Source organism: Streptomyces sp. NPDC028289, assembly GCF_055565975.1.
Genome location: NZ_JBVHTI010000016.1, coordinates 85,544 through 109,633, shown reverse-complemented (window position 1 = coordinate 109,633; position 24,090 = coordinate 85,544). Strand labels below are relative to the sequence as shown.

The following is a 24,090-nucleotide window of genomic DNA, read 5'->3' as shown; positions in this document are numbered from 1 at the left end:
CAGCGGATGCGGCGGCTGATGCGACGTGCTTCCCGGTCGGAGCGGCATGGGAAGCGCCCCCAAGAGAGGCGGCGTGGTGGCCACATTGACAGCAGTGAATGTCGGGATGCCTAAGGACGTTCCCTGGCACGGAAAGACCGTGTACACCGGCGTCTACAAGCAGACCGTGGCCGGGCCGCGGATGGTGCGGCGGCTGAACATCGACGGGGACGGCCAGGGAGATCTGGGCGGGCACGGCGGTGAGCAGCGGGCGGTGCTGGTCTACCAGCTCGACTCCTACCGCTTCTGGGCGAACGAGCTGGGCCGCGACGACCTCACCCCCGGGAACTTCGGCGAGAACTTCACCGTGGACGGGTTGCCCGACGACGAGGTCTGCATCGGGGACCGCTACCGCATCGGGGACGCCCTGTTCGAGGTCACTCAACCCCGGGTGACCTGCTACCGGGTGGGGCTGCGCATGGGCGAGCCACAGATGGCCGCACTGCTCGTGGCGCACCACCGCCCCGGCTTCTACCTACGCGTCATCGAGGAAGGCGAGGTCGAGGCCGGGCAAAAGATCGTCAAGGTCTCCGCCGGTCCGGAGGCGATGACGGTCGAGGAGATCGATCGGGTGCTCTACCTGCCCGGACACACCCGTGAACAGGTCGAACGGGCCCTGCGGATCCCCGCGCTGAGCCCCGGCTGGCAGGGTTCCATGCGGACCCTGCTGGACCAGGCCGACAGCGAGGGTGGTGCTTCCTCGGGCAGCGCCGGACTGAACACCGCGGCCACCGCACCGCCGCCTGCCTGGGCGGGCTTCCGCCCGCTGACTGTCACGCATATCCAGTCCGAGAGCCGCAGCGTGTTCTCCCTGCACCTGGCCGCCGCAGACGGCTCGGCGCTGCCGGCCGCGCTGCCGGGCCAGTTCCTCACCGTCAAAGTCCAGCCCGAGGGAGACGTTCCACCCCTGATCCGCAGCTACTCCCTGTCCGGCGAGCCAGGCACCGGCACGTACCGGATCAGCGTGAAGGTCGAACCGCACGGCGCCGCCAGCAACGAGCTGCGCGCCCACATCCATGTCGGCGACCACCTGGAGGCCGCCGCGCCCCGCGGCACCTTCCGCCTGACCGGCGGCGACAACCCGGTGGTGCTGCTGTCGGCCGGGGTCGGCGTCACCCCCGTCCTGGCCATGCTGCACGCCCTCGCGCATGACCGCTCCACCCGCCAGGTGTGGTGGCTGCACGGCGCCCGCGACGGCACCGAGCACCCCTTCGCCAAGGAAAGCCGCGACCTGATCGCGGCACTCCCCAACGCAAAGTCGACCGTCTACTACAGCAGACCCACCGACACCGACCGCCAGGGCATCGACTACCTGGAAGCGAGCCGCCTCTCGGCCGAGCCCGTCCGCCGGCTTGGCCTACCGACCGATGCCGACGCGTACCTGTGCGGCCCCACCGCATTCATGGACAGCCTCACCGCCGCGCTCGTGGACTGCGGTCTCGACGCCTCCCGCGTCCACACTGAGATCTTCGGCGCGGGCCCCGCCATCACCCCCGGGATCAAGAGCTCGGCAACCGGGCCCGCGCCCCACCAGCCCGCGGGCCCGCCCGGCACCGGACCCGAGGTCTCCTTCGCCCGCAGCGGACTCACCGTCCCCTGGAACGACGCCCAGGAGTCCCTGCTCGAACTCGCCGAAGCCTGCGACGTCCCCGTCCAATGGTCCTGCCGCACCGGGGTCTGCCACACCTGCGAACTCGCCCTCATGTCCGGCACCGTCAACTACTCACCCGACCCCGTCGAACCTCCCGCCGAGGGCAACATCCTCATCTGCTGCTCCAAACCCGCAGGAGGGGTTGTACTGGACCTATGAGACGACGGCCCCGCCGCGCCTGGGCCAGGGTGGAAGGGTCCTACCAGTGCCACCTCCACTTCTCGGTAGGGGAAGCGGCGGACTTCCGCGTCCCCGGCCAGGTCCTGGTAGAGCGGGATTGCGTCTTCGAGGTTCTCTACTTCGACGTTTGCGATCATTGCTCGGATGTTGCCGCTCACGGAGATCTTCTTTGCTCAGTTGGCGGTGAAGGCGGGGTAGTCGGTGTAGCCCTCGGTGTGACCGGCGTAGTAGGTGTCCCGGTCACCGTCGGCCAGCGGGTGGCCCTGCGCGAAGCGCTCGACCAGGTCGGGGTTGGCGATGAAGGGGGCGCCGAAGGAGACCGCGTTGACGATCCCGTGGTCGAGGATCTCGTTGCCGAGGGCCTGGGTGAAGCCGAGGTTGGCGACGATGTTGCCCAGGTAGTGGGCGCGGTAGCGGGAGAAGAGGGCGATGCGCTCCTCGATGGTGCCGGGGGTGCCCAGGAGGTGCAGGTAGGCCAGGTTGCTGTCGTTGAGCTTCTTGAGCAGCTGGTCGTAGTCGGCGAGTGTCTCCTCGTCCGCGGTGAACGTGGTTCCGTTGTTCCAGCCCGGGGACATCTTCACGCTGATGCGGTCGCTGTCCCACACGTCACTGACGGCGTCGAGGATGTCGAGGAGGAACTGGGCCCGCTTCTCGCTGCTGCCTCCGTAGGCGTCGGTGCGCTGGTTGAGACGTGGGTTGAGGAACTGCGGGATCAAGTGGGATTGCTGGGCGTGGATTTCCACGCCGTCGAAGCCGGCGCGGCGGGCGTTCTCGGCCGCATGGCGGTAGTCGGCGATGGTGGCGGCGATCTCGGCGGCGGTGTAGGCGCGCGGGGTGACGGTGTCCTTCGGGCCGGAGGGGGTGAAGGACTTCTCGCCGGGGTTGATGGCAGAGGGGCCGGCGGGCAGGCGGCCGCCGAGGTGGTCGGGGTGGGAGGCCGTGCCGAGGTGGCCGAACTGGGAGACGATCCGCCCGCCGGCCTCGTGGACGGCTTCGGTGACCTTCACCCAGCCGGCGGTCTGCGTGTCGGTGTAGATGCCGGGCGCGTGGATGAAGCCGATCGCGTCGGGGTTGACCCAGGTTCCCTCGGTGACGATCAGGCCGGCGCCGGCGCGCTGTGCGTAGTAGGTCGCATGGAGGTTGGTGGGGGCCAGCTCGGCGTTCTGAGCGCGGGCGCGGGTCATGGGGGCCATGACGACGCTGTTGGGGAGCTCCAGCGCGCCGAGGCGGACGGGCTGCAGCAGGGGCTGGGTGGTGGTCATGAGCAACTTCCTTGTGCTGAGGGGTGGATGAGGAGGAGAGCGAGGAATGGGCGAGGGCCCGGCTCAGTCCTGTTTGAGGGCGTGGAGGCCGGAGAGCGGGCCGCCGAGCTGCATAAGGCGTCCGCCCTCCCGCAAGGAGCCGAGGTCGACGGGGGCGAAGCCGAAGGCGGCGGTGAGGTCCTTGACGGTGGTCTTGGCGTCGGCGTCGTCACCGGCGAGGAACAGCACCTGGCGTCCGGCCTGGTGGCGCGGGTCGGCGGCGATGTACTGGCCGTAGAGGGTGTTGAACGCCTTGACGACGCGGGCTCCGGGCAGCAGTGAGGCGACGTGTTCGCTGCCGGTCAGCTCGCCCAGGTCGGCGATCTTCGTGGGCGGGGGCGGGGAGGCGAACTGGTTGGTGGCGTCGATGACGATGCGCCCGTCGAAGGGTGGCAGGCCGGCTACCGCGCCCGGGATCTGGGGCCAGCCGACTGCGAGCACGACGAGTTCCGCCGCGGCGGCTTCCTCCGGGGTGCCGGCGTGGGCGAGCGGTCCGAGTTCGTCGGCGAGGCCGGCCAGGGAGGCGGGGCCGCGGCTGTTGCTCAGTACGACCTGGTGGCCGTGGGCCACGGCGTGACGGGCGATGGCCTGGGCGACGGTTCCGGCGCCGAGGGTTCCGATCTTCATGGCGGTGCCCTTCGTGGGGTTCAGGGTGCGGGGCTGGTGAGCAGGACGGTTCCGCTCTTGCCGGGGCGGCGGACATGGTCGATGGCCTTCGCGAAGTCGGCGAGGTCGTAGCGGGCGGCGACCTCGAAGAGTTCCGGGGCGGTCGCGGCCAGACGGGCGGCGAAGGCGACGTCCTCGGCCCGTTCCTCAGGCGTGCGGGCGGCCATCCACTGGAAGATGGAAGTGCCCCGCACGGTCAGGGCCCGCGGGGTCAGCGCGAGCGACTCCAGCGGCGTGCTGCCGGAACCGAGCTGTCCGTAGGTGATCAGCGTGCCACCGTCGGTGAGCAGCCCGGCCAGTTCACCGGTCAGGGATCCGCCCACCGCGTCCAGTATGACCTGGGCACCCCGGCCGCCGGTCGCGTCCTGGACCTGAGTGCACCAGTCCGCGTCGGCCGTCGAGATGGCCGGCAGTCCGGGGAAGCGCTGGCGCAAGGTCTGCGCCCCCGTGGCGCTGCGTACCAGGTTGACCAGCGGGATGCCGTGCTTGAGTGCTGCGGCGCTGACCAGCTTTCCCACCGACGAACCGGCGGCTGTCTGCACCACCGTACCGGCCTGGCCGTGCTGGGCGTCCTCGACCGCCCGCAGCAAGGAGAGCAGGGTCAGCGGGTTGACCAGCATCAAAGCCGCGGTCTCGTCGCTGAGGCCCTGGGGCACCGGCACCACAAGATCGGTCGGCGCCGTGACGAGCTCGCTCCACGCGCCCGGCACCGGGAAGAACGCCACCCGCTGACCGGCCCGCAGATCCTGCACGCCCTCGCCGACTGTCTCGATGACGCCCATTCCCTCCACGCCGGGAATCCGTGGCGTGACGAACCGCTGCCGCAGCCCACCCGCAAGGCTCTCCACTCCCGCCAGGTCGCCGTGGTGGATCGGCCGGGACAGCACCCGCACCTGCACCTGCCCGGCCGCGGGCGCAGCAGGGGCCGGCTGCTCGCTCAGGCGTAGTACCTGCCCGGCTTCTCCGTGCTGGTCGTAGGCGATGGCGCGCATGACGCTCCCCTTCCACGAACTATTGATGATGGCCATCATTGGAACTTCTGCTATGATGAGAGGCATCATTAAAAATGTCAAATCGAGAGCGACGCGAGAGGACGGCCATGCCGCGGATCACCAAGCAGGACAAGGCCCGCAACCGGCAGAACATCCTCGAAGCGGCGAGCCGCATGTTTCGCTCGCGGGGCATCGACGCGGTCGGCATCGCCGAGTTGATGAAGGAAGCCGGACTCACCCACGGCGGCTTCTACAACCACTTCGCCTCCAAGAACGACCTGGCCGTGGAGGTGTGCGGCGCCGCCTACGCCGCCTCGCTCGGGGGCCTGGCCCGGACGATCGAGGACGGTCCGGGCCAGGCCGGCTCTCCGCTGGAGCAGGTCGTGGCCGGGTACCTGTCCACCTCGCACCGTGACGCCCCGGACGGCGGCTGCCCCTCCGCCTCCCTGGCCACCGACGCCGGACGGCACAGCGAAGCCGTGCAGAGCGCGTACGCCGAAGGCGTCGAGGGTTACCTCACCGGCTTCGCCGCGGAGTTCCTGCGCGAAGCCGAGGAGAAGGGCCACGAGCTCGACCCGGCCGAGGCCCGCCACAGGGCCATCCGCCTGCTCAGCGAAATGGTCGGCGCGCTGATGCTCGCCCGCGCCGTACGCCACGTCGAGCCCGAGCTCTCCGACGAGATCCTGCAGACCGGCCGCAGCCACGCCCTCGACTGATGCGATTCAGGGCCGCTGCGGGACGTGGAGCTGAGGCGTTCGCGATAGACGGCCCGGCCCCGACAGGCGCAGGAATGGACACGCTCCCTACAAGGCTGATCGGCCTGACCTGGTTGAGGGCTTTACTCCTCCGCGCCGTCCTCGTCGAGCTCGATCGCGTCCGGGTCACGCGGCGGACGTGGGCCCTCGCACGGAAGGGAGGCGTTGAAGCTGTAGCGGCCCAGGACGATGAGGGTTCTTGCCAACGGCTGTAACGATGTTCCCCACGGCCGAGCTGGGCCCCTGAGCGCGGTTCACGGGATCCGATGGGGCCGCGGCTGCGTCGGCAGTGCTCTGACCGGGGAGCTGGGCTGCGACAGCGCACCGCGTAGTTGCCGGTTCTCCACGGTCAGTTGGTTGACGGCGCGGACGAGGTGATCGATGTCGGTCTGCAACTGCGACAGCAGATGCGTCAACCCGGTCTCCTTCGCCAACGCCGCAACACCCACCACGCCCCTGAACACGGAGCGGGTCACGAACCGGCCAGATCAGTCATCACGCTGAGTCGATCACGGGCGTGTCGGGCGACGGTGTACTCGTCGAATCCCGCCCACCGCCACAGCAGGCGCAGCAAGCGCGGGCGGTCTTCGACATCGAGGTCGGGATGGTCGACGGCGTGCCGGGCGGCCGCTTTGAGGAGTCGATGCCGTAGTTTGCCGAGAACCCGGCCCCAGTCGGCACTTGTGTAGTTCAGGTCCCAAGCGACGCTGGGTCTGAAGTCGGCGTGGTAGAGCTCGCGGCCCCAGCGCAGGACGAACTCCGCGCGCGGTTCCCAGTTCACCGGTGCAGGCGGGCTTCGCACGAACAGCCAGAATTCGTTCAGCCGGCCGTCCGCGAGCAGTTGACGCAACGGCCGATGCCCAGAAGGAGGCGCGGTGAGGGAGTCCAAGGGGGCGGCGGACGGCGGCCCACCACGATGCTTCCACCGAGGTGGGGGGCCGTAGAGCAGACGGGTGATCATCTCGGTGTACTCGGCGTCCCATGCGGGGCCGCCCGACGTGGCCGTTCCCCGGGCCGCAAGGAGGAGTCGGGCGCGTTCGGCGAGCGCCTCGTTGACGCAGTACATGAACCACGCGAAGCGTCCGAGCCGGCGTGCCGACCTCCCCAGAAGGATCTGTTGTGTCCACGCTCGGCCGCCGTCCTCACCGTGCAGGACGAGGACGTTGTTGTCGCGCGCGTTGTCACGTGACCGGCCCAGGGGGATGTCCAGAACCAGCAGCGAGTCCAACGCGAACCGCGTGGTGCGGCCCCAGGGCAGGAGCCAGGCCCTCCGCGTCAGTTCGACAGCGTGGCCGTCGAACTCGAATATGGTCCAGCACGTGCTCACGCGCAGCGGCGTAGCCGGCGGCGCACCAGGATCGCGGGGTAGCGTCACCCCCGTAGTATGACCAGGCCCGGCTGCGCCGGGAACTCTAAAACCCTGACGCGATGGGCACTTCCCAGTAACCGCCGGCCACCGTTCGTGGGCGCGAGGCGCGTCGCACGGTCCGCGGTATCCCCAAGTCCGGTCAAGCGCAAGGCCCCTGGTAGGAACGATCTATCGACAGAAAGATCCGACCGAGGGACCTCACGTGCCGACCAGTGTCACATACACCGCCGTGCTCGATGTGAAGCGGTCCACCGTCGAACACCTGGCCGGCCTCCTGCGCGACCACCGGATCGCGGCCAGGACCCGCAAGGGGCGACGTGCGCTGGGCTGCTTCAAGCAGGCCGTGCTCGTGCTCCGCTGGTTCCTCGACGGCACCCGACTGGCCCAACTCGCCCGTGACAACGGCATGCCGGCTTCCACTGCATACCGTTACCTCCACGAAGGACTGGCCGTCCTGGCCGCCGGTGCACCGGACCTGTCCACCGCGCTGGAGCGTGCGAAGGAGACCGGGCTGACGCATCTGAACCTCGACGGCACTGTCGTCCGAACCGACGGTGTCGCCGCTCCGGGCCCCAACGGCGCAGACCTCTGGTGGTCCGGAAAACACACGCACCATGGTGGGAACGTGCAGGTCATCACCACCCCGGACGGCTGGCCGATCTGGGTCTCGCCAGTACGGCCGGGCCGGGAGCACGACACCACGGCCTGATCGACACCCTCAACCTCATCGCGGCCGAGCTGGACATGCCGACCCTGGTCGACCTCGGCTACGAGAACGCCGGCGACGGTTTCCGTCACCCCGTCAAGAAGCCCGCCGGAGGCGAGCTGACCACGGAGCAACAGGCATACAACAAGGTCATCCGCAGCATCCACGGCGTCTGCGAGCGCGCCAACTCCCTGCTCAAAACGACCTTCAAGGCCCTGCGCATGGTCAGCCTCGACCCCAGCGCCGGACGCCGCGCGAACCGGTCGCGAGGACAAGGTCCGGGCTGCCGCGGCTCCCCCTGCGGGGGCGGCCCCGGTCCGCAAGAAGACGCCTGCTCCTTGGCGGGCCGACGCCCAGCACGTCGGCAAGCTGCAGACGACGGAAGTATCCCTCGAGGTCAGGATGCCGAGTGACGCGTTGTCAGGAGGGGTGGAGTTCGACGACGACGCGGTAGCTCGCCGGTTCTGAGGTGATGTGCAGGTCGGGGTCGTCGAACATGCGCTGCAGCGAGGCATGCCACTCGGGATTGTCGGTGGCCTTGTCGAGCGCGGTCCCCGACGTCCACTCCGCGATGTGGACGAAGCGGGTCTCCGGGCCTTCGGTGAGGGGCCGGTGCAGGCGGGAGCGGACAAAGCCGGGCTGGGCCGCCATGATCCGGGCGTTCTCCTGGTACACGGCGGTGAAGTGGTCGGCTTCGTCCGTCGGCACGATGTAGCTCTTGATGACGGTGACAGGCCCGTCGGTGCTGGTCTTCGATGCGAGGGAATGGCTCATGCCCCTCTTGACCGACGACGCCTCGCGTCTGTGACCGGTCGGCGGGTGCCGAAGTGAGTGCTCGAGTCGATGAGGGCGGAACAGGCGAGGTGATGGCCCTCATGCGGGGGTTGCCCGACGGCCCTTCGCGTGAGGGCCCTCTGGGGTCGGTCAACTACCGGGACGGCAGGATCAGTTGCCGTCGTTCTCCCAGTGGTGGACGGCTGTGGTCGCGCTGACGTCGTTCGCGTAGACCAGGGCGACACGGTGGTTGTACTGGATGGTGTACATCTTCTTGCCTCCGAAGACCACCGCTCCGCTGGAGGGGAAGTAATCGTCGGTGGCGGCCGCTTCCCGCGTGGCCACGTATGCCTGTCCGGTCGGGATGTCGTACATGTTCAGCGGTGCCTGCGTGGAGGCGCCCAGGCCGGCCGGGTACTCGGCCTTGTCGGGGTAGCTGGAGCCGTAGAGGGACACCGGAGCGGTGCCCGCGGGCTTGATGATTTTCACTCCGTAGCTGGTACGGGTGTTGACGCCGCCGGGGTTGTGGAACCACACCTTCGCACCGCTGAACCAGATCGCGGTCCAGTCGTCCTGGACGTCCGCGACGACGAACTGCTGCCCGGCCTGAGCCGTGCTGCCCCAGTCGTTCACCCGGCCGGTGCCGGGCGCGGTGCCGTGGATCGCCTGGTCGCCGAAGAGCGGTGCCGTCTCGCTCGGGGCGGTGTGCAGGTAGACGAAGTTGGTCGGGTGCTGCTGCTCGGTGCAGGTGATCGTCTGGCCGGTCGGGTCGTCGGAGGGGCAGATCTGGAGGTTTTGTACGTTGTCCGCGAACGACGGCTTGATCGACACGACGGAGCCGGTCTGCGGCACCTCGGATACGCCGCTGACGGGGGCGTCGAGCAGGCTCATGAAGTGGTTCCAGTCCCAGGCGTAACCCGGGTCCCAGTGCATACCGGAGACCAGGGCGGAGTTGGGCCCGGCAACGTTGTCATGGCCAATGACGTGCTGCCGGTCCAGCGGGATGTCAAACCGATCGGCCAGGTACTTCACCAGGTCCGCGGTGGACTGGTACTGCGCCTCCGAGTACCAGGCGGCGCCGTGCGCGGCGTACCCCTCGTGCTCGATGCCGATCGAGTGCAGGTTGGTCGAGTAGTTCCCCGCGTGGAAGGCGATGTCCTTGGTGGGCACCATCTGAGTGACCGCGCCGGTCGAGGACATCACGTAGTGGGTCGCGCCCGGGTTCGTGGGGTTGGCCAGGCCCGCCACGCCGGCGTCGTAAGTGGACTCCAGGTCATGGATGACGATCGTGTCAATGCGGATGCCGTTGGTCGGTCGGTCGGCGACCTGACGGCCGACCGGTGATCCGGCGACGAAAGTGCAGGCGACGGTCGTCGGGCATTCGGTGGCGGCCGCCGTCGAAGAGGACTTCAGACGTAGGGAGTTGATCTGCTCCCGGGCGGGATTGACGGTAGGTCCGGCGGCCAGACGTACGCGCTGGCCGTCCTGGGTCGTCGCCGAGGCGCCGCTGCGGATGGTGCGAAAGACGCGGTCGGCGAAGGAGGTAGCCGCCTGCTTCTGCTTGGCCTGGCTGTACCGGGCCACGGCTCCGTACCATTGGGAGGGGTCCGCGGGGGTCGCCCCGACCAACTCCTTCTCGTACGAGGCGAGCAGGGCGGCACCCCCGCGGATGTTCGCGGTGTCGTCCTCGCGCAGGGACTTGACGGACAGCCCGGTCAGCTCGGCCGCCTGGCGCAGGGTGTGCAGGGCGGGGTCCGCGGAGAGGAAGTCGAGGTCGGTGCGGCCCGCCGCGCCCGCGGCACCGCCCGCCAGTATGGTGGGGGTGACGTCCGTGAGGTTCATAGGTCCGTAACCGCCGTCGGTGCTCGGCAAGGCGCCGTGGCCCTCCCATGCCGACTCCTGGTGGGAGAGGGCGAGCAGCACGCTCGACGGGATGTCGAACTCATCGGCAGCGGCCAGCAGCGCCTGTTGGCGAGAGTCCGCGGTCGCGCTCGGGCCGTCGGCGAGTGCGTGGCCGGGCAGGGTGAGCAGGGAGCCCGCGACCAACGCGCTCACGGCGATGCCGACGGGCACGCCAAGGGCCTTCTTTCTTCTGTGCAAGGTGATGCTCCTCAGAGGAAGAAACATGGGCATCAAGGTGCGCCGGCGGCATGGCCGCTCGTGTGGGGGAAGGCCCGGGCGACAACTCGATGCGGGGATGACTATAGGGCCATGTTTGCTGCAGTGGCCACGGAAAGAGTAACTGCTTCCGTCACACGTGTGTTGTGACTGAGCTGTGCGGAAAGGGCTTAACAGCCTTTACTGGAACACAAGTTGTCGGAGAGTTCCGGCGGGGGAGGGGTCGCCGCGAAGGTGAGGGACCAGGCGTGGCCCTAGGCGTCCGAGCGGGGGCCGGTAGCGGGACGTTGGATTCAAAGACAGTGTGGAGTGCTATACACTTTTGACAGCAACTCGACACCGTGTGCCAATGCTTAGGTGCCGGTGTGGGATCGCTCGCCCACCCGCGGACCGTCCGTCAGCGGGTGCGTGCCTCGGGCACCTGCGCGAACCCCCGCGAGCAGGCGCCCGAGGCAACTGCATGACTTTCAGTGCTCAGAGCCGAAGGAGCTCCGCTCAGGACTTCTGGGCGCGGTAGAGACCGCGGCCGGCCCGGCGTACGCGGGAGGTGCCGACCAGTCGGTCGAGCGTGCTGCGCACCGCATTGATGCTCCCGGAGTCGGTGTCTCGGCCGAGCGCCGCGGCCACGTCGCGCGCGCGGACCTCCGCGTCACCGACGCCGGCGAAGAAGTCCAGGATCTGTTCCGTGAGCGCGCCGTAGCTGCGCGGTTCGTCGGCCTCTGCACGCGAGGAGGGCGTCGGCTTCTCCTTCTGTGTGGGCTCCGCCTGTCGCGGTGCGGACTGCTTCCGCGTCGTGCGGGCGGGCGCGACGGCCGGAGTGTCGGCCTTCGCCTGTTCGGGTTGCTCGGCGGCGCGGCGGCCGGACGGCTCGGCCATCAGGACCGTCAGGGCGCTCAGGGCGCGCTGGACGGAGTCGAGGTGGGCGGCCACGGCGGCCAGCTCCCTCTCCAGTGCCCGCTTCTGAATCTCCAGGCGGGCGAGGTCCTCCTGGAGGCTCTCCGCAGTGACCTCAATCTCATGCGCTGCGCGAGTTGCCGAGACCATGTCTTCCTCTCATCCTCAACCCTCCGTGCCGCGCCTCGCTGAAGTCAGCCGCGGTGCCGCTCGGCTCGGACCCGGGGATGTATGTGGGTGCATCGTATGTCACAGCGTACGAGTTCCGAACCCGGAAGATGCAAAAGATGGTGATGCGAGGCCCCCGTCTAATGAGGTGCCTGCCACTGTCTTCACCCTTTGGTGAGCGACACCTCGGCGGTGTGGACAGGGTGCGGACCGCTCGGGTCGTTCGTGACGGGACTCCGGGTCGGGGAGGGCGGGATCGGCCGTGGTCGGCGGTTCCTCGGGCGTTCGGCCGGATTGCCATGGGGACTGCTCGCGAAGGCGGCGCAGTCGCTCCGCCGATCGTTCGATGCGGGTGCCGACGTCGTCAATCGCTTCTTGAAGGATGCGGATCCGCGCCTCGGGAAGGGCCGCTTCCGCGGTCAGAAAGTCGCCGACGGCACGCGGATCGAGGTCCTGGCCCATGCGTTGTCCTCATTTCTCCTGCGTGGCCGCCCGGTTCCAGTGGCGGAGCTTGTCAGGGTTGAGGACCGCCCAGATCTGCACGACGTGGTCGCCCGCGACGTCAAGACTGATGACCGCGGCGACCTCGTCGCCATAGCGCACCACTATCCCGGTGCGACCGTTGACGGACTGGCAGTGCAGTGTGGTGCCGGGGCGCCCGGCCAGGAGGGTCAGCAGGCTGCGGGTGACGCGCCGTGCGCCGTGGACGGGTCGGGTCAAGGTTCTGACCTTGCCGCCTCCGTCGAAGAACACGGTGGCGTCCGGTGCCAGGAGGGACCTCAGGCGGTCGGGGTTCTCCGCCACGCAGGCCTGTCGGACCGCTCGCACCACACGGTCGTGCTGCTGCGGTGTAGTGGGGTGTGCCCACCTGGTCCGAAGGCTGTGCCGGCCCCGGGCGGCGAGTTCGCCGCATTCCTGTTCCGTCTGTCCGACAATGGCGGCGACCGTCCCGGGAGCCATCCCGAACACGTCGTTGAGGACGAATGCGGCCCGCTCGGCCGGTGACAGCGTGTCCAGCGCCTCGAGAAGGGCCTGGCTCACCTCTTCGTCCAGGTCATGAGGGGGCGCCGCGCCAACCGGGCCCGGGTGCGACCGTCCGGTCGGCGCCAAGCGCTCCAGACAGATGCCGCCGACGGTCTTCACCAGCCAGGACCGGGGTTCGGCGATGCGGGTCCTGTGGTCGTCGGACAGGCCGTACCAGCGCCGGTAGGTCTCCGCCACGACGTCGTCGGCATCCTGGCTCCGGCCCAGCATCCAGTAGGCCACGTTGAGCAGCCGCCGTCGCTCGTCGAGCAGCTCCGCGATCGGCACCGTCTCGTCGTCCTGTTCCCGGTCCATCTGGCATCACCCCTTCGCACAGCACCCGACAAGGCGGTGCCACCCCTGATTCCGGCCGATGTCCGCCGCGGCTCCCGGGAAAGGGGCAGTCCGCTTTCGTCCGGCGGGTCGTACCGATGCACTGCTGACCGGACAGGGACAGATCATGTGACACGGTTTCCCGGTCGTACGCAGCGGCACCTCCCCGTGCTCCGGCGAGCCGCGGTCACCTTCGCGGTGGTCGTCAGGGCAGAAGGCTGTCGAGGGGCACGTCGGGATCGGACAGGCCCGCGTCCGCCACGGAGGCACCGGACTCGACGAGGGCGCGGACGGAGTCGATGGCGTTCCACACGTTCACACTCATGCCTGCCAGGACCCGGCCACCGGCCAACCAGAAGGCGATGAACCGCCGCTCGGCCGGATTCCCGCGGAAGACGACGCGGTCGTAACCGCCGGGCTCGGTGTATCCCGTGTACTCCATCCCGAGGTCGTACTGATCGGTGTAGAAGTACGGCAGCCGGTTGTACGCGGCCTCCTTGCCGAGCATGGCCAATGCCGCCGTACGGGGCTGGTGCAGGGCGTTGGCCCAGTGCTCCACCCGCAGATGCCGGCCGAGCCGGGGATGGTGGGCGTTGGCGACGTCCCCCGCGGCATGCACGTCCTGGGCCGAGGTGCGCAGACGCTCGTCGGTGACGATGCCGTTGCGCACCTCCAGTCCCGCCGCCTCGGCGAGCTGGACGTTGGGGGTGATGCCGATGCCCACCACCACGGCGTCGGCGGGCAGTCGGGTTCCGTCGGCGAGCCGGACGCCGTCGGCGCGGGTGCCGTCACCGGTGATGCGCTCGACGGCGGCGTGGGGCCGCAGGACGACCCCTTGATCCCGATGCAGGTCGGCGAAGACCTCGGCCGCCTCCCGGCCGAGTACTTTCAGCAACGGCAGCTCGGAGTGCTCCAGGATGGTCACCAGGTCCCCGGCCGTCCGGGCCGCCGCGGCGGTCTCCAAGCCGATCCAGCCGCCGCCGACGACCACGATCCGGGCCCCGGGGGTGAAGGCTGCCTTGAGCCGCTCGCTGTCTCCCACGCGGCGCAGGTACAGCACGTTGTCCGTGTCCGCCCCGGGCACCGTCAGCCGGCGGGGGGACGATCCGGTCGCCAGGAGCAGCTTGGTGTAGGACATCCGGCGTCCGCCGGTGAGTTCGACCTGGCGGGTGTGTGCGTCGACGGCCGTCACGCGCGTTCCGGTCATCAGGTCGACGTCGTGCTCGCGGTACCAGTTCTCCGGATGCATGAATATGGACTCGCGGTCCTCCTTGCCGAGCAGGTACCCCTTGGACAGCGGCGGTCGGATGTAGGGGCGCTCCGCTTCGTCCCCGATGAGGACGAGCGGGCCGTCGTAGCCCTGTTGCCGGAGTTCCTCGGCGGCCTTGCCCGCGGCGAGGCCGCCCCCGACGATCACGAACCCGTTTTCTCGCGACATGATGTTCCCGTCTCCGCTCGCGCGGACCGGACACTGGTGTGCCCTCGTGCGGAGAGACCGTGAGAACCTGCAGGTTGTGACACCGGCCCGCGCCGCGGAGCCAGCGTGAGGGCCTGCGAGGGCAGAGCGGAGCAGTGCGACGAGGGCGCGGACGACGTCCGTGTTCCACGACCGTGGCCGAGGCGGTCCGCAGGTCCGCGCCTCTCGTCGCTTGCCGGCGCGGGCTAGCGTCCGGTGCCCTGCGCCCAGTGCGCCTCGAGGGCGGCGGCCACCTCCGCGGGCCGCTCCAGCACCGTCCAGTGGTTGCAGTCGAGATGGAGGACGCGGGTGGCGCGCAGGGCGGCGCCGAGTTCGTCGCCGAACTCGATCTGGCAGGCCGGGTCGCGCTCGCCCCAGAACACCAGCGCGGGTGCGGTGACGTTCGACAGGGCCGGTTCCCACTCCGTCCCCATGGTCACGGCGGACCGGTACAGCCGCAGGATGCTGTCCTTCATCGTGCCGTCGACGTGCCGGACCATCTCCTCCACCGGTTCGGCGGGCGCGTCGAAGCCGTTCACCAGGTCCTTCGCGAAGGACTCAGGGTCCAGTTCGGCCATGAACCGCTCGCCGGCGACGGGGTCCTGCCAGGTCTCGGCCAGCGGGTGCCAGACGTAGCGGGAACTGATGGGTCCGTTGCCACCGGCCCAGGTGCGCACCAGGTCGGGGCGGAGGGAGGCGACGCGGGCGGTGAGGATGCAGCCCCAGTCGTGACCGACCAGGTCCACGGGCTCGCCGACGCGCTCGAGGCGTTCGACGAGCCAGTCGACGTACTCCTCCTTGCTGGAGCCGAAGCCGGTGGGGCGGGGGGTGCCGAATCCGGGCAGGTCCCAGGCCTCGACGTCGGAGCGGGTCAGGTGAAGGCGTACGCCGTTCCACACGCGGTGGGTGTCGGGAACGCCGTGGATGAGGATGGCGGGCATGGTCGGTACATCCCTCGTGATAGGGGCCGCGGCCGGGATCCGGGGAGGCTGTGCGGCCGCGGCGGGCCGGGACGACGAGCATCGTGTGCTGCGCCGGATGCTCCCAACATAGTGGCACACAGTGTCACGGGTGTTCGCCGTTCAGTCGGGTGAGGGGAGCGAGCAGGGGGAGATCCCGCGCCGGGGGCACGTGCTACCGGTCCGGGGCCCACATCCCGTCACAGATGAGGCGCCGGACCTGTCAAGTGGGGCATGTACTTGCTTTCGTCCCGTTCGCCCGCGCATCCGATGAGCGCGCCCTCCGGAGAGGCCTACGCCGTCAGTGCCGAGTTCTACGACGTGCTGCAAGGCGAGGCCGATGCCGCGCACGTGCGGCAACTGTACGGAGAAGCGGTGGGCAACGCGCGGGTCGCTGTGCTGGACATCGGCACGGGCACCGGCCGTGTCACCCCGCTGGGCCTCGCCGGGGCCGACGTCAGCGTGCACGCCCTCGAGCCCGCGCGGTCCATGCGCGCCGCCCTGATGACCCGGCTCGCGTCCTTGCCCGCCGACGTGCGCGAACGGGCCACCGTCCACCCTGCACCCTCCCTGAGACCGGTCTGCGCGGTGTCGCGGGTGTCGCCGTCTGCCACAACACCCTGGCGTGCCTCGATCCTTCCTCGCGCCGCCGGCTCCACCCCGCCGTCGCCGAAGCGCTCTGTTCCGGCGGTGTCTTCCTGCTGCAGCTTTCCCTGGCACGCCTTCCGCGATTGCGCACCGTCCACCCGCTGCCCGCCCAGACACTCGGGCGTCACGAGTACGGCGGGCGCCATGGGGCTGTCGGCCGGCGCCGGCCGCCTCCGAACCCGTTTCGACTACTGGGTGCGGGACGTGACCGGTGTGCTGCGCGAGTACACCGAGACCTTCTGGATGTGGTCGGCTTCCCGGGACGACATCGTCGCGGAGCTGGCCCAGCACGGATCACCCCGGTGCCCGACGCGGGCGATCCCGCGGCGCTGACCGTACGACGCGAGTGACGGCGACCCGTTGACGCGTCGACACGCTGTGACACACAGAACGCCGTCCCGCGGCGGGCCCAGTGTCACACGCGCGGGCCCTCACCTGTCTGTCCTTCTGCGGACCTTGCCCGGGCCTCCTCGGCTGCGGTCCGCTCCACCATCGGCAGGCACACGGCGACGGCTCGCAACGACTGATCGTCGTGACCAGCGACCGCAAGGACCCACATATGTCGACCGTCGTCCCGTACACAGCGCTGACAGGTGTCTACACCATCGACCCGGCACACAGCACCATCGGCTTCTCCGTCCGGCACGCCGTGATCGCGAACGTGCGCGGGCGCTTCGGCGCGTTCGAGGGGCTGGTCAAGCTGGACGGGTACCAACTCAGCCGCTCCGAAGCTTACTTGAGCGTCCAGACCGGCAGTATCGACACCAGCAGCCCTGACCGGGACACCCATCTCGCGGGTCCGGACTTCCTCGACGCCGCCACCTATCCGCTGATGGTCTTCCGCTCCGCCGGCCTCGCCGACCGCGGAGACGGCCAGTTCCGTCTGACGGGCCACCTCAGGATCAAGGACGTCGAACTCCCTCTCCACATCCACCTCGCCTTCGACGGGGCCACGCAGGACGAGAGCGGAGACCACCGTCTCGGCTTCTCCGGCACCGCCCTGGTGCGCCGCTCCGACTGGGGACTCGGCGGGAACACGCCCGACGAAACCGGCGGCGTCCTCATCAGCGACAAGGTCAGGCTCAACTTCGACATCTCCGCCGTCCGCCTCTCCCGCTCGTATGCCGCCTGACCAACCCCGCGCCACAACACCGACCGCCTACGCGGTCCCCGCCGGCAGCGATGCCGGTGACCACAGGTCGGTCCGCAACCGCGGCCGAACCGTACGCACGAAACCCAGGTGAGACCCCCCCCATGAATCATCAAGACCCCACCGGCCAGACCCGGTTCCGCTCGATCACGACGATCGAGGACCTGCGAGAGCACCTGCAGTGGGCCATCGAGCTGGAACACGCCACGCTGCCGCCCTACCTCACAGCCCTCTACTCCCTCGACCCCGAGCGGAACGCCCACGCCGTCGAGGTGGTCAGCAGCGTGTTCGTCGAGGAGATGATCCACCTCGCGCTGGTGGCGAACCTCCTGAACGCGGTCGGCGGGCAACCTCGCGTCGACACCCCGCAGATACTGTCGCCGCATCCGCGGCCCATGCCGCACGCCGACCCCTCCATGCAGCTGTCCCTGCTGCCGTTCGGTCAGGAGGCGCTCACCATGTTCCTCCGCCTCGAACAACCCGCCCACCCGGGCGACCCGGCCGAGGGCGACGCCTACATGACGATCGGCCAGTTCTACGACGCGATCGAGAAGGGCCTGCGACACCTGTGCGCCGAGCTCGGCGAGGAACAGGTCTTCACCGGCGATCCCGCCCGCCAGGTGGCCGCAGGACCCTTCGGGCACACCGGCGGGCGGCTGAGCCCGGTCACCGACCTCGCCTCGGCGCTCTCCGCCCTGGAGGAGATCGTTGAGCAGGGCGAAGGCGCGGCACGCGTCGACGTGTGGGACGGGGACATGGACATGTTCCATCCGCAGACCAAGGCGGTCTCGCACTACTACCGCTTCCAGGAGCTCGCACAGGGCCGGCGCTACCAGCCGGGGGACACTCCGGAGACAGGGCCCACCGGCGAGACGCTCACCGTCGACCCCGCCGGGGTGCGCCCGATGCGGCCCAACCCGCGGCTGGAGGACCATCCGGAGGGCAGCGCGATCCGCACGGCGCAGGAGACGTTCAACATCGCGTACGGCAAGCTGCTGCAGCTCCTGGAGCAGGCGTTCAACGGCAATCCCGCGATGCTCGGGGTGTCGGTGGGCACGATGTACGCGCTCAAGGGGCAGGCACAGAGCCTGATGTCGATGCCCGACGGCGAGGGCCTGACCGCGGGCCCGACCTTCGACTACGTCGCTCCGGAAGATCGCGGCTGACCCCCGCACACATGGTGGCCCCCTGGACCGACGGTCCAGGGGGCCACCATGTGTGCGGGGGTCAGGGGGTCGGAGCCTGCACGCCCCCTGACCCGCGGCACCGGTGGGTCAGCGCACGGTCCGAGCGGCTGCCTCGATCATCCTGGCGACGTCGGCAGGGTGGGAGACACTCACGGCGTGTGAAGCTCGTATGCGCGTGATGTGGGCGTGTGCGCGCTGTGCCATGAAGATCTGGGCCTGCGCCGGGATGTTGCGGTCCTGGGTGGCGACCACGGCCCAGGACGGGATGTTCTTCCAGCCGGGCTCGGAGGCGTCGTCCGCCAGCGCGGCATTGGTGATCGGGCGCTGCGTGACGGCCATGAGGTCCGTGGTGTTGCGGGGGACGTCAGCGGCGAACTGCTGGTGGAACTTGCTCGGTTCGATGGTCAGGTCCGCATCGCGGGAGCCGTCCGGCAGGGTGACCGGCACGGAGTGCAGAACGTCGCCGAGGGTGCTGCCGGGGAACTTGCCCGACAACTCGACCGCGCTCTCTCCCTTTTCGGGGAGGAAGGCGGCGACGAACACCAGGGCCTTGACGTTGTCGGCGTCGTGGGCGGCGTCGCTGATCACCGATCCGCCGTAGGAGTGTCCGGCCAGGACCACCGGGCCGTCGATGCCGGCCAGGACCTCTTTGAGGTAGGAGGCGTCGTTGCTAAGCCCGCGCAGCGGGTTGGCCGCGGCGACGACGGGGTAGCCCTCGTGTCTCAGCCTCCTGATGACGCCGTTCCAGCTGGTGGAATCGGCGAACGCGCCGTGCACGAGCACCACCGTGGGCTTCTTCTCGCCGTCCGGTACGGATGTGGTTCTGTCCGCGTGGGCGGGGGCGACCGCCGTGGCGATGAGGGCAGTGGCGACGGAGGCGGTGGCCAGCAGGGACAGCGGGGTGCGGACCCGCTGGTAGGTGGAACTGCGGTTCATGGGAGGCCCTTTCGGGAAACAGTGTGCTATCACCTTCAAGGACCGTGTGTGTGTCGTGAGTGTGACACTTTATGTTTCTTAGTCCATTTTGCTGGTGGAGTGATGTTCGCCGGTGATTTCCTTGTACTCCTGGACGGTGGGCTTGAGGATCTGTGTCCCCTCGCCGTAGAAGCCGCGGCTGAGCCGCGCGCGCAGCCGTCGCGCCTTGCCGCTCGCGTGGCCGTCTGCGTCGCGTTGTCCCGGGTCGAGGGGCCGGTACTGCTCGTGTGCCGTGAGGGCGTGGAGTTCGTAAGGGTCGAGGGGCTGGTGCACCTCGACGTACTCGCCGTGCGGCAGGCGCTTGATGACGCCTGTCTCGCGGCCGTGCAGGACCTTGTCGCGATCGCGGCGTTGCAGACCCAGGGCGATGCGCTTGGTCACGAGGAAGAGGACGACCGGCACGACGAACAGGGCGATGCGGACCGTCCAGGTGATCGTGTTGACCGACATGTGGAAGGTCACGGCGATGATGTCGTTCGCGGCTCCGAGGAGTGCCACCAGGTACACGCCGAGCCATGCCACGCCGAACGCCGTGCGCACGGGCCGGTTGCGTGGCCGTTCCAGCAGGTGGTGTTCGCGGTCGTCGTCGGTGACCCAGGCCTCGATGAACGGGTAGGCGCCCATGACGAGGAAGAAGCCGAAGCCGGCGAGGAGAGGGATCAGATTGTCCAGGGCCAGGGTGTGGCCCCAGAAGTTCACCTCCCACCCGGGCATGACACGCAGCAGCCCGTCGGCGATGCCCATGTACCAGTCGGGCTGGGATCCCGCGGAGACCTGATCGGCGCGATAGGGGCCGAACTCCCAGACGGGGTTGATCTGGGCGATCGCGGCGATGGTGAAGACGACCCCGGCGACCATGCAGAAATAGCCACCCGCCTTGACCACGTACACCTGCGTCGGCAGGCCGACCACGTTTCGCTCCGTACGGCCGGGTCCCGGGTACTGGGTGTGCCGGTGCCGGTGCCCGAGGAAGGCGTTGAAGGCGACGAGCGCCAGCATCAGCGCCGGAATGACCAGGACATGGATCACGTGGAAGCGGGGCACCAGGTCGTCCCCGGGGAACTCGCCGCCGAACAGGAACATCGACAGGTAGGTGCCGACGACCGGTACCGACAGAAGTGTCCCGTCCACCACGGCGAGCCCGGTCCCCGACAGGAGGTCGCCGGGGAGGTCGTAGCCGGTCAGACCACCGAACATGCCGAGGACGAGCAGGCCGAAACCGGCCATCCAGTTCAGCTCGCGCGGCTTGCGGAAGGCGCCGGTGAAGAACACACGCATCAGGTGGGCCAGCAGGGCGGCGACAAAGATCAGTGCCGCCCAGTGGTGGGCCTGACGGATGAGCAGGCCGCCGCGTACGTCGAAGGAGATGTGCATCGTCGAGTCGAACGCCTCGGACACCAACTGGCCGCGCAGCGGAGCGTAACTGCCTTCGTAGACGACCTCGTTCGACGACGGATGGAAGTAGAACGTCAGATACACGCCGGTGACGACCAGGACGACGAAGCTGTAGAGACAGATCTCGCCCAGCAGGAACGACCAGTGCTCCGGACGGGCCCTGCGTGTGCCGGTCGTGGTGGTGGGCCCGATGCCCATCCGTGTTCTCGCCCAGTCGGCGATTTTGTCACCGCTGCGGCTGCCCGCCGTAGTGACCGGTTCGATTGCGTCGCTCCTGTCATTACCACCATCAACACATCACCGGGAGCGCCTTGCGGCCGGGTCTGCGCAACGAAACGGTGCATGGCGACGAGCTGCCGCACCGGGGCTCGTTGCCCTCATCAGAAGGGACCGAGAAAGTGGTGAAGGTGTGACATAACCGCAAGACAGGATCAAGCCGAGGTTGTCCGGGTCAGGACGCCTTCGCGCCGATCCGCTCGACGTCCTTACGTGCCGAGCGTCGTCGCGTCGCGCGGCGCTCGCTCTCCGTCGTGCCGCCCCAGATGCCCTCGACCTGCCCGACGTCCAGCGCCCACTGCAGACACAACTCCCGCACGGGGCACCGGGCGCACACGGCCTTCGCCTCGTCGATCTGGACCAGCGTCAGACCCGCGGTGCCGATGGGGAAGAACAGGTCGGGGTCGACATCCCGGCAGGCCGCTCTCTCGCGCCAACTCATGGCAGCGCCTCCTTACTCGTCGCGGATGCCTCTCATGTATCTGACCGTCCGAAGGGAGTTCCTGTGACATTCCATGGCGGAGAGCAACGGTGTGAAATACAGTGTGACAACAGACACAATGTCTTGAGCGGGGCTCCGGGCCGTCGCACCATCTGTGAGTTGTGAACGCCACACAGGGCCCGAGGCCCCTACCCAGCCCAGCCGTCGATCCCCGGGACCCCCTCTCCCCGGGCACCCACACCCTCGTCGTCCAGCACGGCACGGCCGCCGTCGACCAGCGCTACCACGTCGCCGGAACCGGCCCGGTGTGCGTCGCCCACTCCGGAGGGCCGGGCATCGGCTGGGAGTACCTGCGCATGCTCGAGCTGGAGCGCAGCATGACCGTCGTCTACCTCGAGCCGGTCGGCACGGGCGAGTCCGGCCGGCTGGCCGACCCACGCGACTACACCCTCGCCACCTACACCCACTACCTGCACGCGGTGATCGGGCACCTGGGCCTCGCCAAGGTGGCCCTACTGGGCCACTCCCACGGCGGCTTCGTCGCGCAGCGCTACGCCCTCGACCACCCCGAGCGCCTGGCGTCCCTCGTCCTGTACGACACCTCACCGATGACGGGAGAGGAGTTCTGGGCGGCCGCCGTGGCCAACATGCAGAGCTTCGTCCAGCGGCACGCCGACGAGCGGCCGGAAGTGGTCACCTACGTCGCGGGTCTCACCACGCGACTCGACCGGTCCGACGACGAGGGCGCGACGAAGGTGCTGCGCACCATCTCGCCCGCCTACTTCCACGACTACTGGGGCCGCGAGGAGGAGTTCGCCGCGGGGCGGGCATCCCTGCGGATGTTCGCGGCACCGGCCTGGGGGGTGGAGCCCCCGTTCGACGTCCGCGAGGAACTACCCCGGCTCACTGTCCCGACCCTGGTCCTGGTCGGCGGGGACGATTTCATCTGCGGGCCGCGCTGGGCGCACATGATGCACCAGCTCATTCCCGACGCCGGGCTGGTGATCCTGCAGGAGACCGGCCATCTCGGGCACATCGAGCGTCCCGAGAAGTTCACGGCGGCCGTGCGCGACTTCCTCAACGGATGACCGTGCGGGCGTCGCTCTCGGCGATGAGGAAATGCCACAGGAGGGGATCCGCGTCCTGGGAGCCGAGATCGCGGACCGCGTCCCGGACGACCTGTTCGTAGCGGGACGCGGTACGGCGCAGCGCGGCGTGCCCCGCCGGGGGCAGCAGCACCTGCACGCCGCGCCGGTCGTGGTCGACGGCGCTCGAGATGATCAGGCCCTGTCGGCGCAGGCGTGCCATCAGCCTGCTCGTGGCGGACTGACTCAGGCCGAGCCCGTCGGCCACATCCCCAAGCCGCGTGAATTCGGCGCCGGCGTCCGCGGCAAAGCTCCTTCCCAAGTAACGCAGGGCCTGTACTTCACTCAACCCGAACCCGGTCTCCTCGCGCAGCCGCCGCTCCACCGTCCCCTGCAACCGGCGGTGGAGGCGGTCGAGGGCGTCCCACCGGTCGGTCGCGCCGGAGTGCGTGCGATCGTCGGCAGAGTCGGCGCGCACCTCGCACACCACGTCGCCGTGCGACGTGCCGGTCATGCGGTGGCCCGGTAGGAAGGCGCGCCGTCGCGTGTGGCCCTCCCCTCGCCGGAGTACGGCGCGTCCTGGCCGGTCAGCACGTGCTCCAGGCGGTCGAGGTCTCCTGTGCGGGCGGCGGTGAAGATCGCCTGGACGAGCCGCCGATGCGTGGCCGCGTCCACGTGCTGCCGGTGCCGCCGGTTGTTCAGTCTTTCCTGCGCGCGGGAGACCTGCTGCCGAGCGTTCGCCACGGACAGGCGGAGCAGGTCGCCGATCTGGTCGTAGGAATAGCCGAACGCCTCGCGCAGCACGTACGCCGCGCGCTGGTTGGGGGTCAGGGTCTGCAGAAGCAGCAGAACGGCATGCTCCACCGAGTCCTGGCGTTCGGCCAGGGCCTCCGGTGTCATCCCGGTGTCCGTGGACTCCGGCAGCCAGGGGGTGGCACTGGACTCGCGGCGTCTGCGTGCCGACTGCAACACGTTGATGGCGAGCCGGACGGTCGTCGTGCGGAGCAGCGCACCGGGGTCGGCGACGACGGTGCGGTCCGTGCCCTGCCAGCGCAGCCACGCCTCCTGGATGACGTCCTCGGCTTCGCCGGGATCTCGGAGGATCCGGTTGGCGATCTTGAGCAGTCCGGGCCGGATGCGGCCGAACACGAAGACCGCGTCGTTGAATTCCACGGGCGCGGCAGTGATGGTCACCATCACCGGCTGCGGACTAGGCCGGGTTGCGATCACAGATGTGTCCACGATCGGCTCCTTTGTTGGCTGGGGATCGGCGGCTTCCCTCGCCACCGACACCAACTTCGCGCCGACAAGGGCACTGCCGCGCCCCTGATAGACCGTGGGGCACCCCGTGGTCGTACCGTGGCCGCCACGTGGCCAGGGCCTCCCACCCCCTGGCCCGCAGGCCCCCGGGGCCCGCCACCCCCTGGCCCGCAGGCCCCCGGGGCCCGCCACCCCCTGGCCCGCAGGCCCCCGGGGCCCGCCACCCCCTGGCCCCGGACGCCCCCGGACCCCCACGCCCCTGGGGCCTGCCCCCCCGGGCCCCCACGC

Annotated in this window: 23 protein-coding genes and 1 pseudogene; 7 read left to right on the top strand and 17 right to left on the bottom strand. The window is 69.3% G+C overall.

The window, feature by feature from the left end; translation table 11 throughout:
- Positions 1 to 106 precede the first annotated feature (106 nt).
- On the top strand, positions 107 to 1,849 hold the full coding sequence (locus ACZ4UV_RS49525) for an MOSC domain-containing protein (RefSeq protein WP_467848918.1): 1,743 nt from the start codon (positions 107 to 109) through the stop codon (positions 1,847 to 1,849).
- Positions 1,850 to 2,043: 194 nt separating this feature from the next.
- Here the strand turns inward: ACZ4UV_RS49525 and ACZ4UV_RS49520 are convergent, their stop codons facing one another.
- The 3 genes from ACZ4UV_RS49520 to ACZ4UV_RS49510 form a co-directional block, all read right to left on the bottom strand.
- Positions 2,044 to 3,132 carry an alkene reductase gene (locus ACZ4UV_RS49520; RefSeq protein WP_467848914.1) on the bottom strand — a complete coding sequence of 363 codons (1,089 nt, stop codon included), beginning with the start codon at positions 3,130 to 3,132 and terminating at the stop codon, positions 2,044 to 2,046.
- Positions 3,133 to 3,195: 63 nt separating this feature from the next.
- Positions 3,196 to 3,798: an NADPH-dependent F420 reductase gene (locus tag ACZ4UV_RS49515; protein WP_451017728.1), complete on the bottom strand. Its 603-nt coding sequence runs from the start codon at positions 3,796 to 3,798 to the stop codon at positions 3,196 to 3,198.
- A 20-nt stretch (positions 3,799 to 3,818) separates the two neighbouring features.
- A complete protein-coding gene (locus ACZ4UV_RS49510) occupies positions 3,819 to 4,829 on the bottom strand; it encodes an alcohol dehydrogenase catalytic domain-containing protein (RefSeq protein WP_467848907.1) in 1,011 nt (336 codons plus the stop codon).
- Positions 4,830 to 4,936: 107 nt separating this feature from the next.
- Here ACZ4UV_RS49510 and ACZ4UV_RS49505 point away from each other — a divergent pair, with 107 nt between their 5' ends.
- Positions 4,937 to 5,545, top strand: coding sequence for a TetR family transcriptional regulator (locus ACZ4UV_RS49505; RefSeq protein ID WP_451017730.1), 609 nt, complete (start codon positions 4,937 to 4,939; stop codon positions 5,543 to 5,545).
- A 122-nt stretch (positions 5,546 to 5,667) separates the two neighbouring features.
- Here the strand turns inward: ACZ4UV_RS49505 and ACZ4UV_RS49500 are convergent, their stop codons facing one another.
- The 3 genes from ACZ4UV_RS49500 to ACZ4UV_RS49490 are packed head-to-tail and all read right to left on the bottom strand — an operon-like array spanning position 5,668 to position 6,911.
- Positions 5,668 to 5,790, bottom strand: coding sequence for a hypothetical protein (locus tag ACZ4UV_RS49500; protein ID WP_451017731.1), 123 nt, complete (start codon positions 5,788 to 5,790; stop codon positions 5,668 to 5,670).
- A 48-nt stretch (positions 5,791 to 5,838) separates the two neighbouring features.
- The gene (locus ACZ4UV_RS49495) at positions 5,839 to 6,000 is read right to left on the bottom strand and encodes a hypothetical protein (RefSeq protein ID WP_467848899.1); all 162 of its coding nucleotides are present in this window, start codon (positions 5,998 to 6,000) and stop codon (positions 5,839 to 5,841) included.
- Between the two features lie 56 nt (positions 6,001 to 6,056).
- Positions 6,057 to 6,911 (bottom strand): hypothetical protein, encoded by an 855-nt coding sequence (locus ACZ4UV_RS49490; protein ID WP_451017733.1) that lies wholly within the window; start codon positions 6,909 to 6,911, stop codon positions 6,057 to 6,059.
- Between the two features lie 244 nt (positions 6,912 to 7,155).
- Here ACZ4UV_RS49490 and ACZ4UV_RS49485 point away from each other — a divergent pair.
- Positions 7,156 to 7,901: pseudogene (locus tag ACZ4UV_RS49485) on the top strand (HARBI1 family protein); the annotation flags it as partial.
- A gap of 178 nt (positions 7,902 to 8,079) precedes the next feature.
- Here the strand turns inward: ACZ4UV_RS49485 and ACZ4UV_RS49480 are convergent.
- The 6 genes from ACZ4UV_RS49480 to ACZ4UV_RS49455 all read right to left on the bottom strand — a co-directional run bounded on the left by ACZ4UV_RS49480 (position 8,080) and on the right by ACZ4UV_RS49455 (position 15,366).
- Complete coding sequence (locus ACZ4UV_RS49480; RefSeq protein ID WP_451017734.1) at positions 8,080 to 8,433, bottom strand: antibiotic biosynthesis monooxygenase family protein; 354 nt, start codon at positions 8,431 to 8,433, stop codon at positions 8,080 to 8,082.
- A 171-nt stretch (positions 8,434 to 8,604) separates the two neighbouring features.
- A complete protein-coding gene (locus tag ACZ4UV_RS49475) occupies positions 8,605 to 10,533 on the bottom strand; it encodes an N-acetylmuramoyl-L-alanine amidase (protein ID WP_467848891.1) in 1,929 nt (642 codons plus the stop codon).
- A 513-nt stretch (positions 10,534 to 11,046) separates the two neighbouring features.
- Entirely contained in the window at positions 11,047 to 11,595 is a 549-nt protein-coding gene (locus tag ACZ4UV_RS49470; RefSeq protein ID WP_451017736.1) for a hypothetical protein, read from the bottom strand.
- A 489-nt stretch (positions 11,596 to 12,084) separates the two neighbouring features.
- A complete protein-coding gene (locus ACZ4UV_RS49465; RefSeq protein ID WP_451017737.1) occupies positions 12,085 to 12,951 on the bottom strand; it encodes a sigma factor in 867 nt (288 codons plus the stop codon).
- Between the two features lie 223 nt (positions 12,952 to 13,174).
- Entirely contained in the window at positions 13,175 to 14,407 is a 1,233-nt protein-coding gene (locus ACZ4UV_RS49460) for an NAD(P)/FAD-dependent oxidoreductase (RefSeq protein ID WP_467848883.1), read from the bottom strand.
- A gap of 224 nt (positions 14,408 to 14,631) precedes the next feature.
- Positions 14,632 to 15,366 (bottom strand): alpha/beta fold hydrolase, encoded by a 735-nt coding sequence (locus tag ACZ4UV_RS49455; RefSeq protein WP_451017739.1) that lies wholly within the window; start codon positions 15,364 to 15,366, stop codon positions 14,632 to 14,634.
- Between the two features lie 288 nt (positions 15,367 to 15,654).
- Between ACZ4UV_RS49455 and ACZ4UV_RS49450 the strand changes: the two genes are divergently transcribed.
- The 3 genes from ACZ4UV_RS49450 (at position 15,655) to ACZ4UV_RS49440 (ending at position 18,348) form a co-directional block, all read left to right on the top strand.
- Entirely contained in the window at positions 15,655 to 16,365 is a 711-nt protein-coding gene (locus ACZ4UV_RS49450; protein ID WP_467848876.1) for a class I SAM-dependent methyltransferase, read from the top strand.
- A gap of 226 nt (positions 16,366 to 16,591) precedes the next feature.
- The gene (locus tag ACZ4UV_RS49445; protein ID WP_451023161.1) at positions 16,592 to 17,164 is read left to right on the top strand and encodes a YceI family protein; all 573 of its coding nucleotides are present in this window, start codon (positions 16,592 to 16,594) and stop codon (positions 17,162 to 17,164) included.
- Positions 17,165 to 17,286: 122 nt separating this feature from the next.
- On the top strand, positions 17,287 to 18,348 hold the full coding sequence (locus ACZ4UV_RS49440) for a ferritin-like domain-containing protein (RefSeq protein WP_467848874.1): 1,062 nt from the start codon (positions 17,287 to 17,289) through the stop codon (positions 18,346 to 18,348).
- A 108-nt stretch (positions 18,349 to 18,456) separates the two neighbouring features.
- Here the strand turns inward: ACZ4UV_RS49440 and ACZ4UV_RS49435 are convergent, their stop codons facing one another.
- From ACZ4UV_RS49435 to ACZ4UV_RS49425, 3 genes are all read right to left on the bottom strand, one after another.
- The gene (locus ACZ4UV_RS49435; protein ID WP_467848869.1) at positions 18,457 to 19,305 is read right to left on the bottom strand and encodes an alpha/beta fold hydrolase; all 849 of its coding nucleotides are present in this window, start codon (positions 19,303 to 19,305) and stop codon (positions 18,457 to 18,459) included.
- 78 nt (positions 19,306 to 19,383) lie between these two features.
- Positions 19,384 to 20,937, bottom strand: coding sequence for a cytochrome bc1 complex cytochrome b subunit (gene qcrB / locus ACZ4UV_RS49430; protein ID WP_467848865.1), 1,554 nt, complete (start codon positions 20,935 to 20,937; stop codon positions 19,384 to 19,386).
- 253 nt (positions 20,938 to 21,190) lie between these two features.
- Positions 21,191 to 21,457: a WhiB family transcriptional regulator gene (locus tag ACZ4UV_RS49425; protein ID WP_451023121.1), complete on the bottom strand. Its 267-nt coding sequence runs from the start codon at positions 21,455 to 21,457 to the stop codon at positions 21,191 to 21,193.
- 161 nt (positions 21,458 to 21,618) lie between these two features.
- Between ACZ4UV_RS49425 and ACZ4UV_RS49420 the strand changes: the two genes are divergently transcribed.
- Positions 21,619 to 22,545 carry an alpha/beta fold hydrolase gene (locus tag ACZ4UV_RS49420; protein ID WP_467848862.1) on the top strand — a complete coding sequence of 309 codons (927 nt, stop codon included), beginning with the start codon at positions 21,619 to 21,621 and terminating at the stop codon, positions 22,543 to 22,545.
- On the opposite strand, the gene ACZ4UV_RS49415 is transcribed toward ACZ4UV_RS49420, so the two are convergent.
- Positions 22,535 to 23,056, bottom strand: coding sequence for a MarR family winged helix-turn-helix transcriptional regulator (locus tag ACZ4UV_RS49415; protein ID WP_467848859.1), 522 nt, complete (start codon positions 23,054 to 23,056; stop codon positions 22,535 to 22,537). The genes ACZ4UV_RS49420 and ACZ4UV_RS49415 overlap by 11 nt on opposite strands.
- The gene (locus ACZ4UV_RS49410) at positions 23,053 to 23,739 is read right to left on the bottom strand and encodes a sigma-70 family RNA polymerase sigma factor (protein WP_467848855.1); all 687 of its coding nucleotides are present in this window, start codon (positions 23,737 to 23,739) and stop codon (positions 23,053 to 23,055) included. The genes ACZ4UV_RS49415 and ACZ4UV_RS49410 overlap by 4 nt, the downstream gene beginning before the upstream one ends.
- Positions 23,740 to 24,090 lie beyond the last annotated feature (351 nt).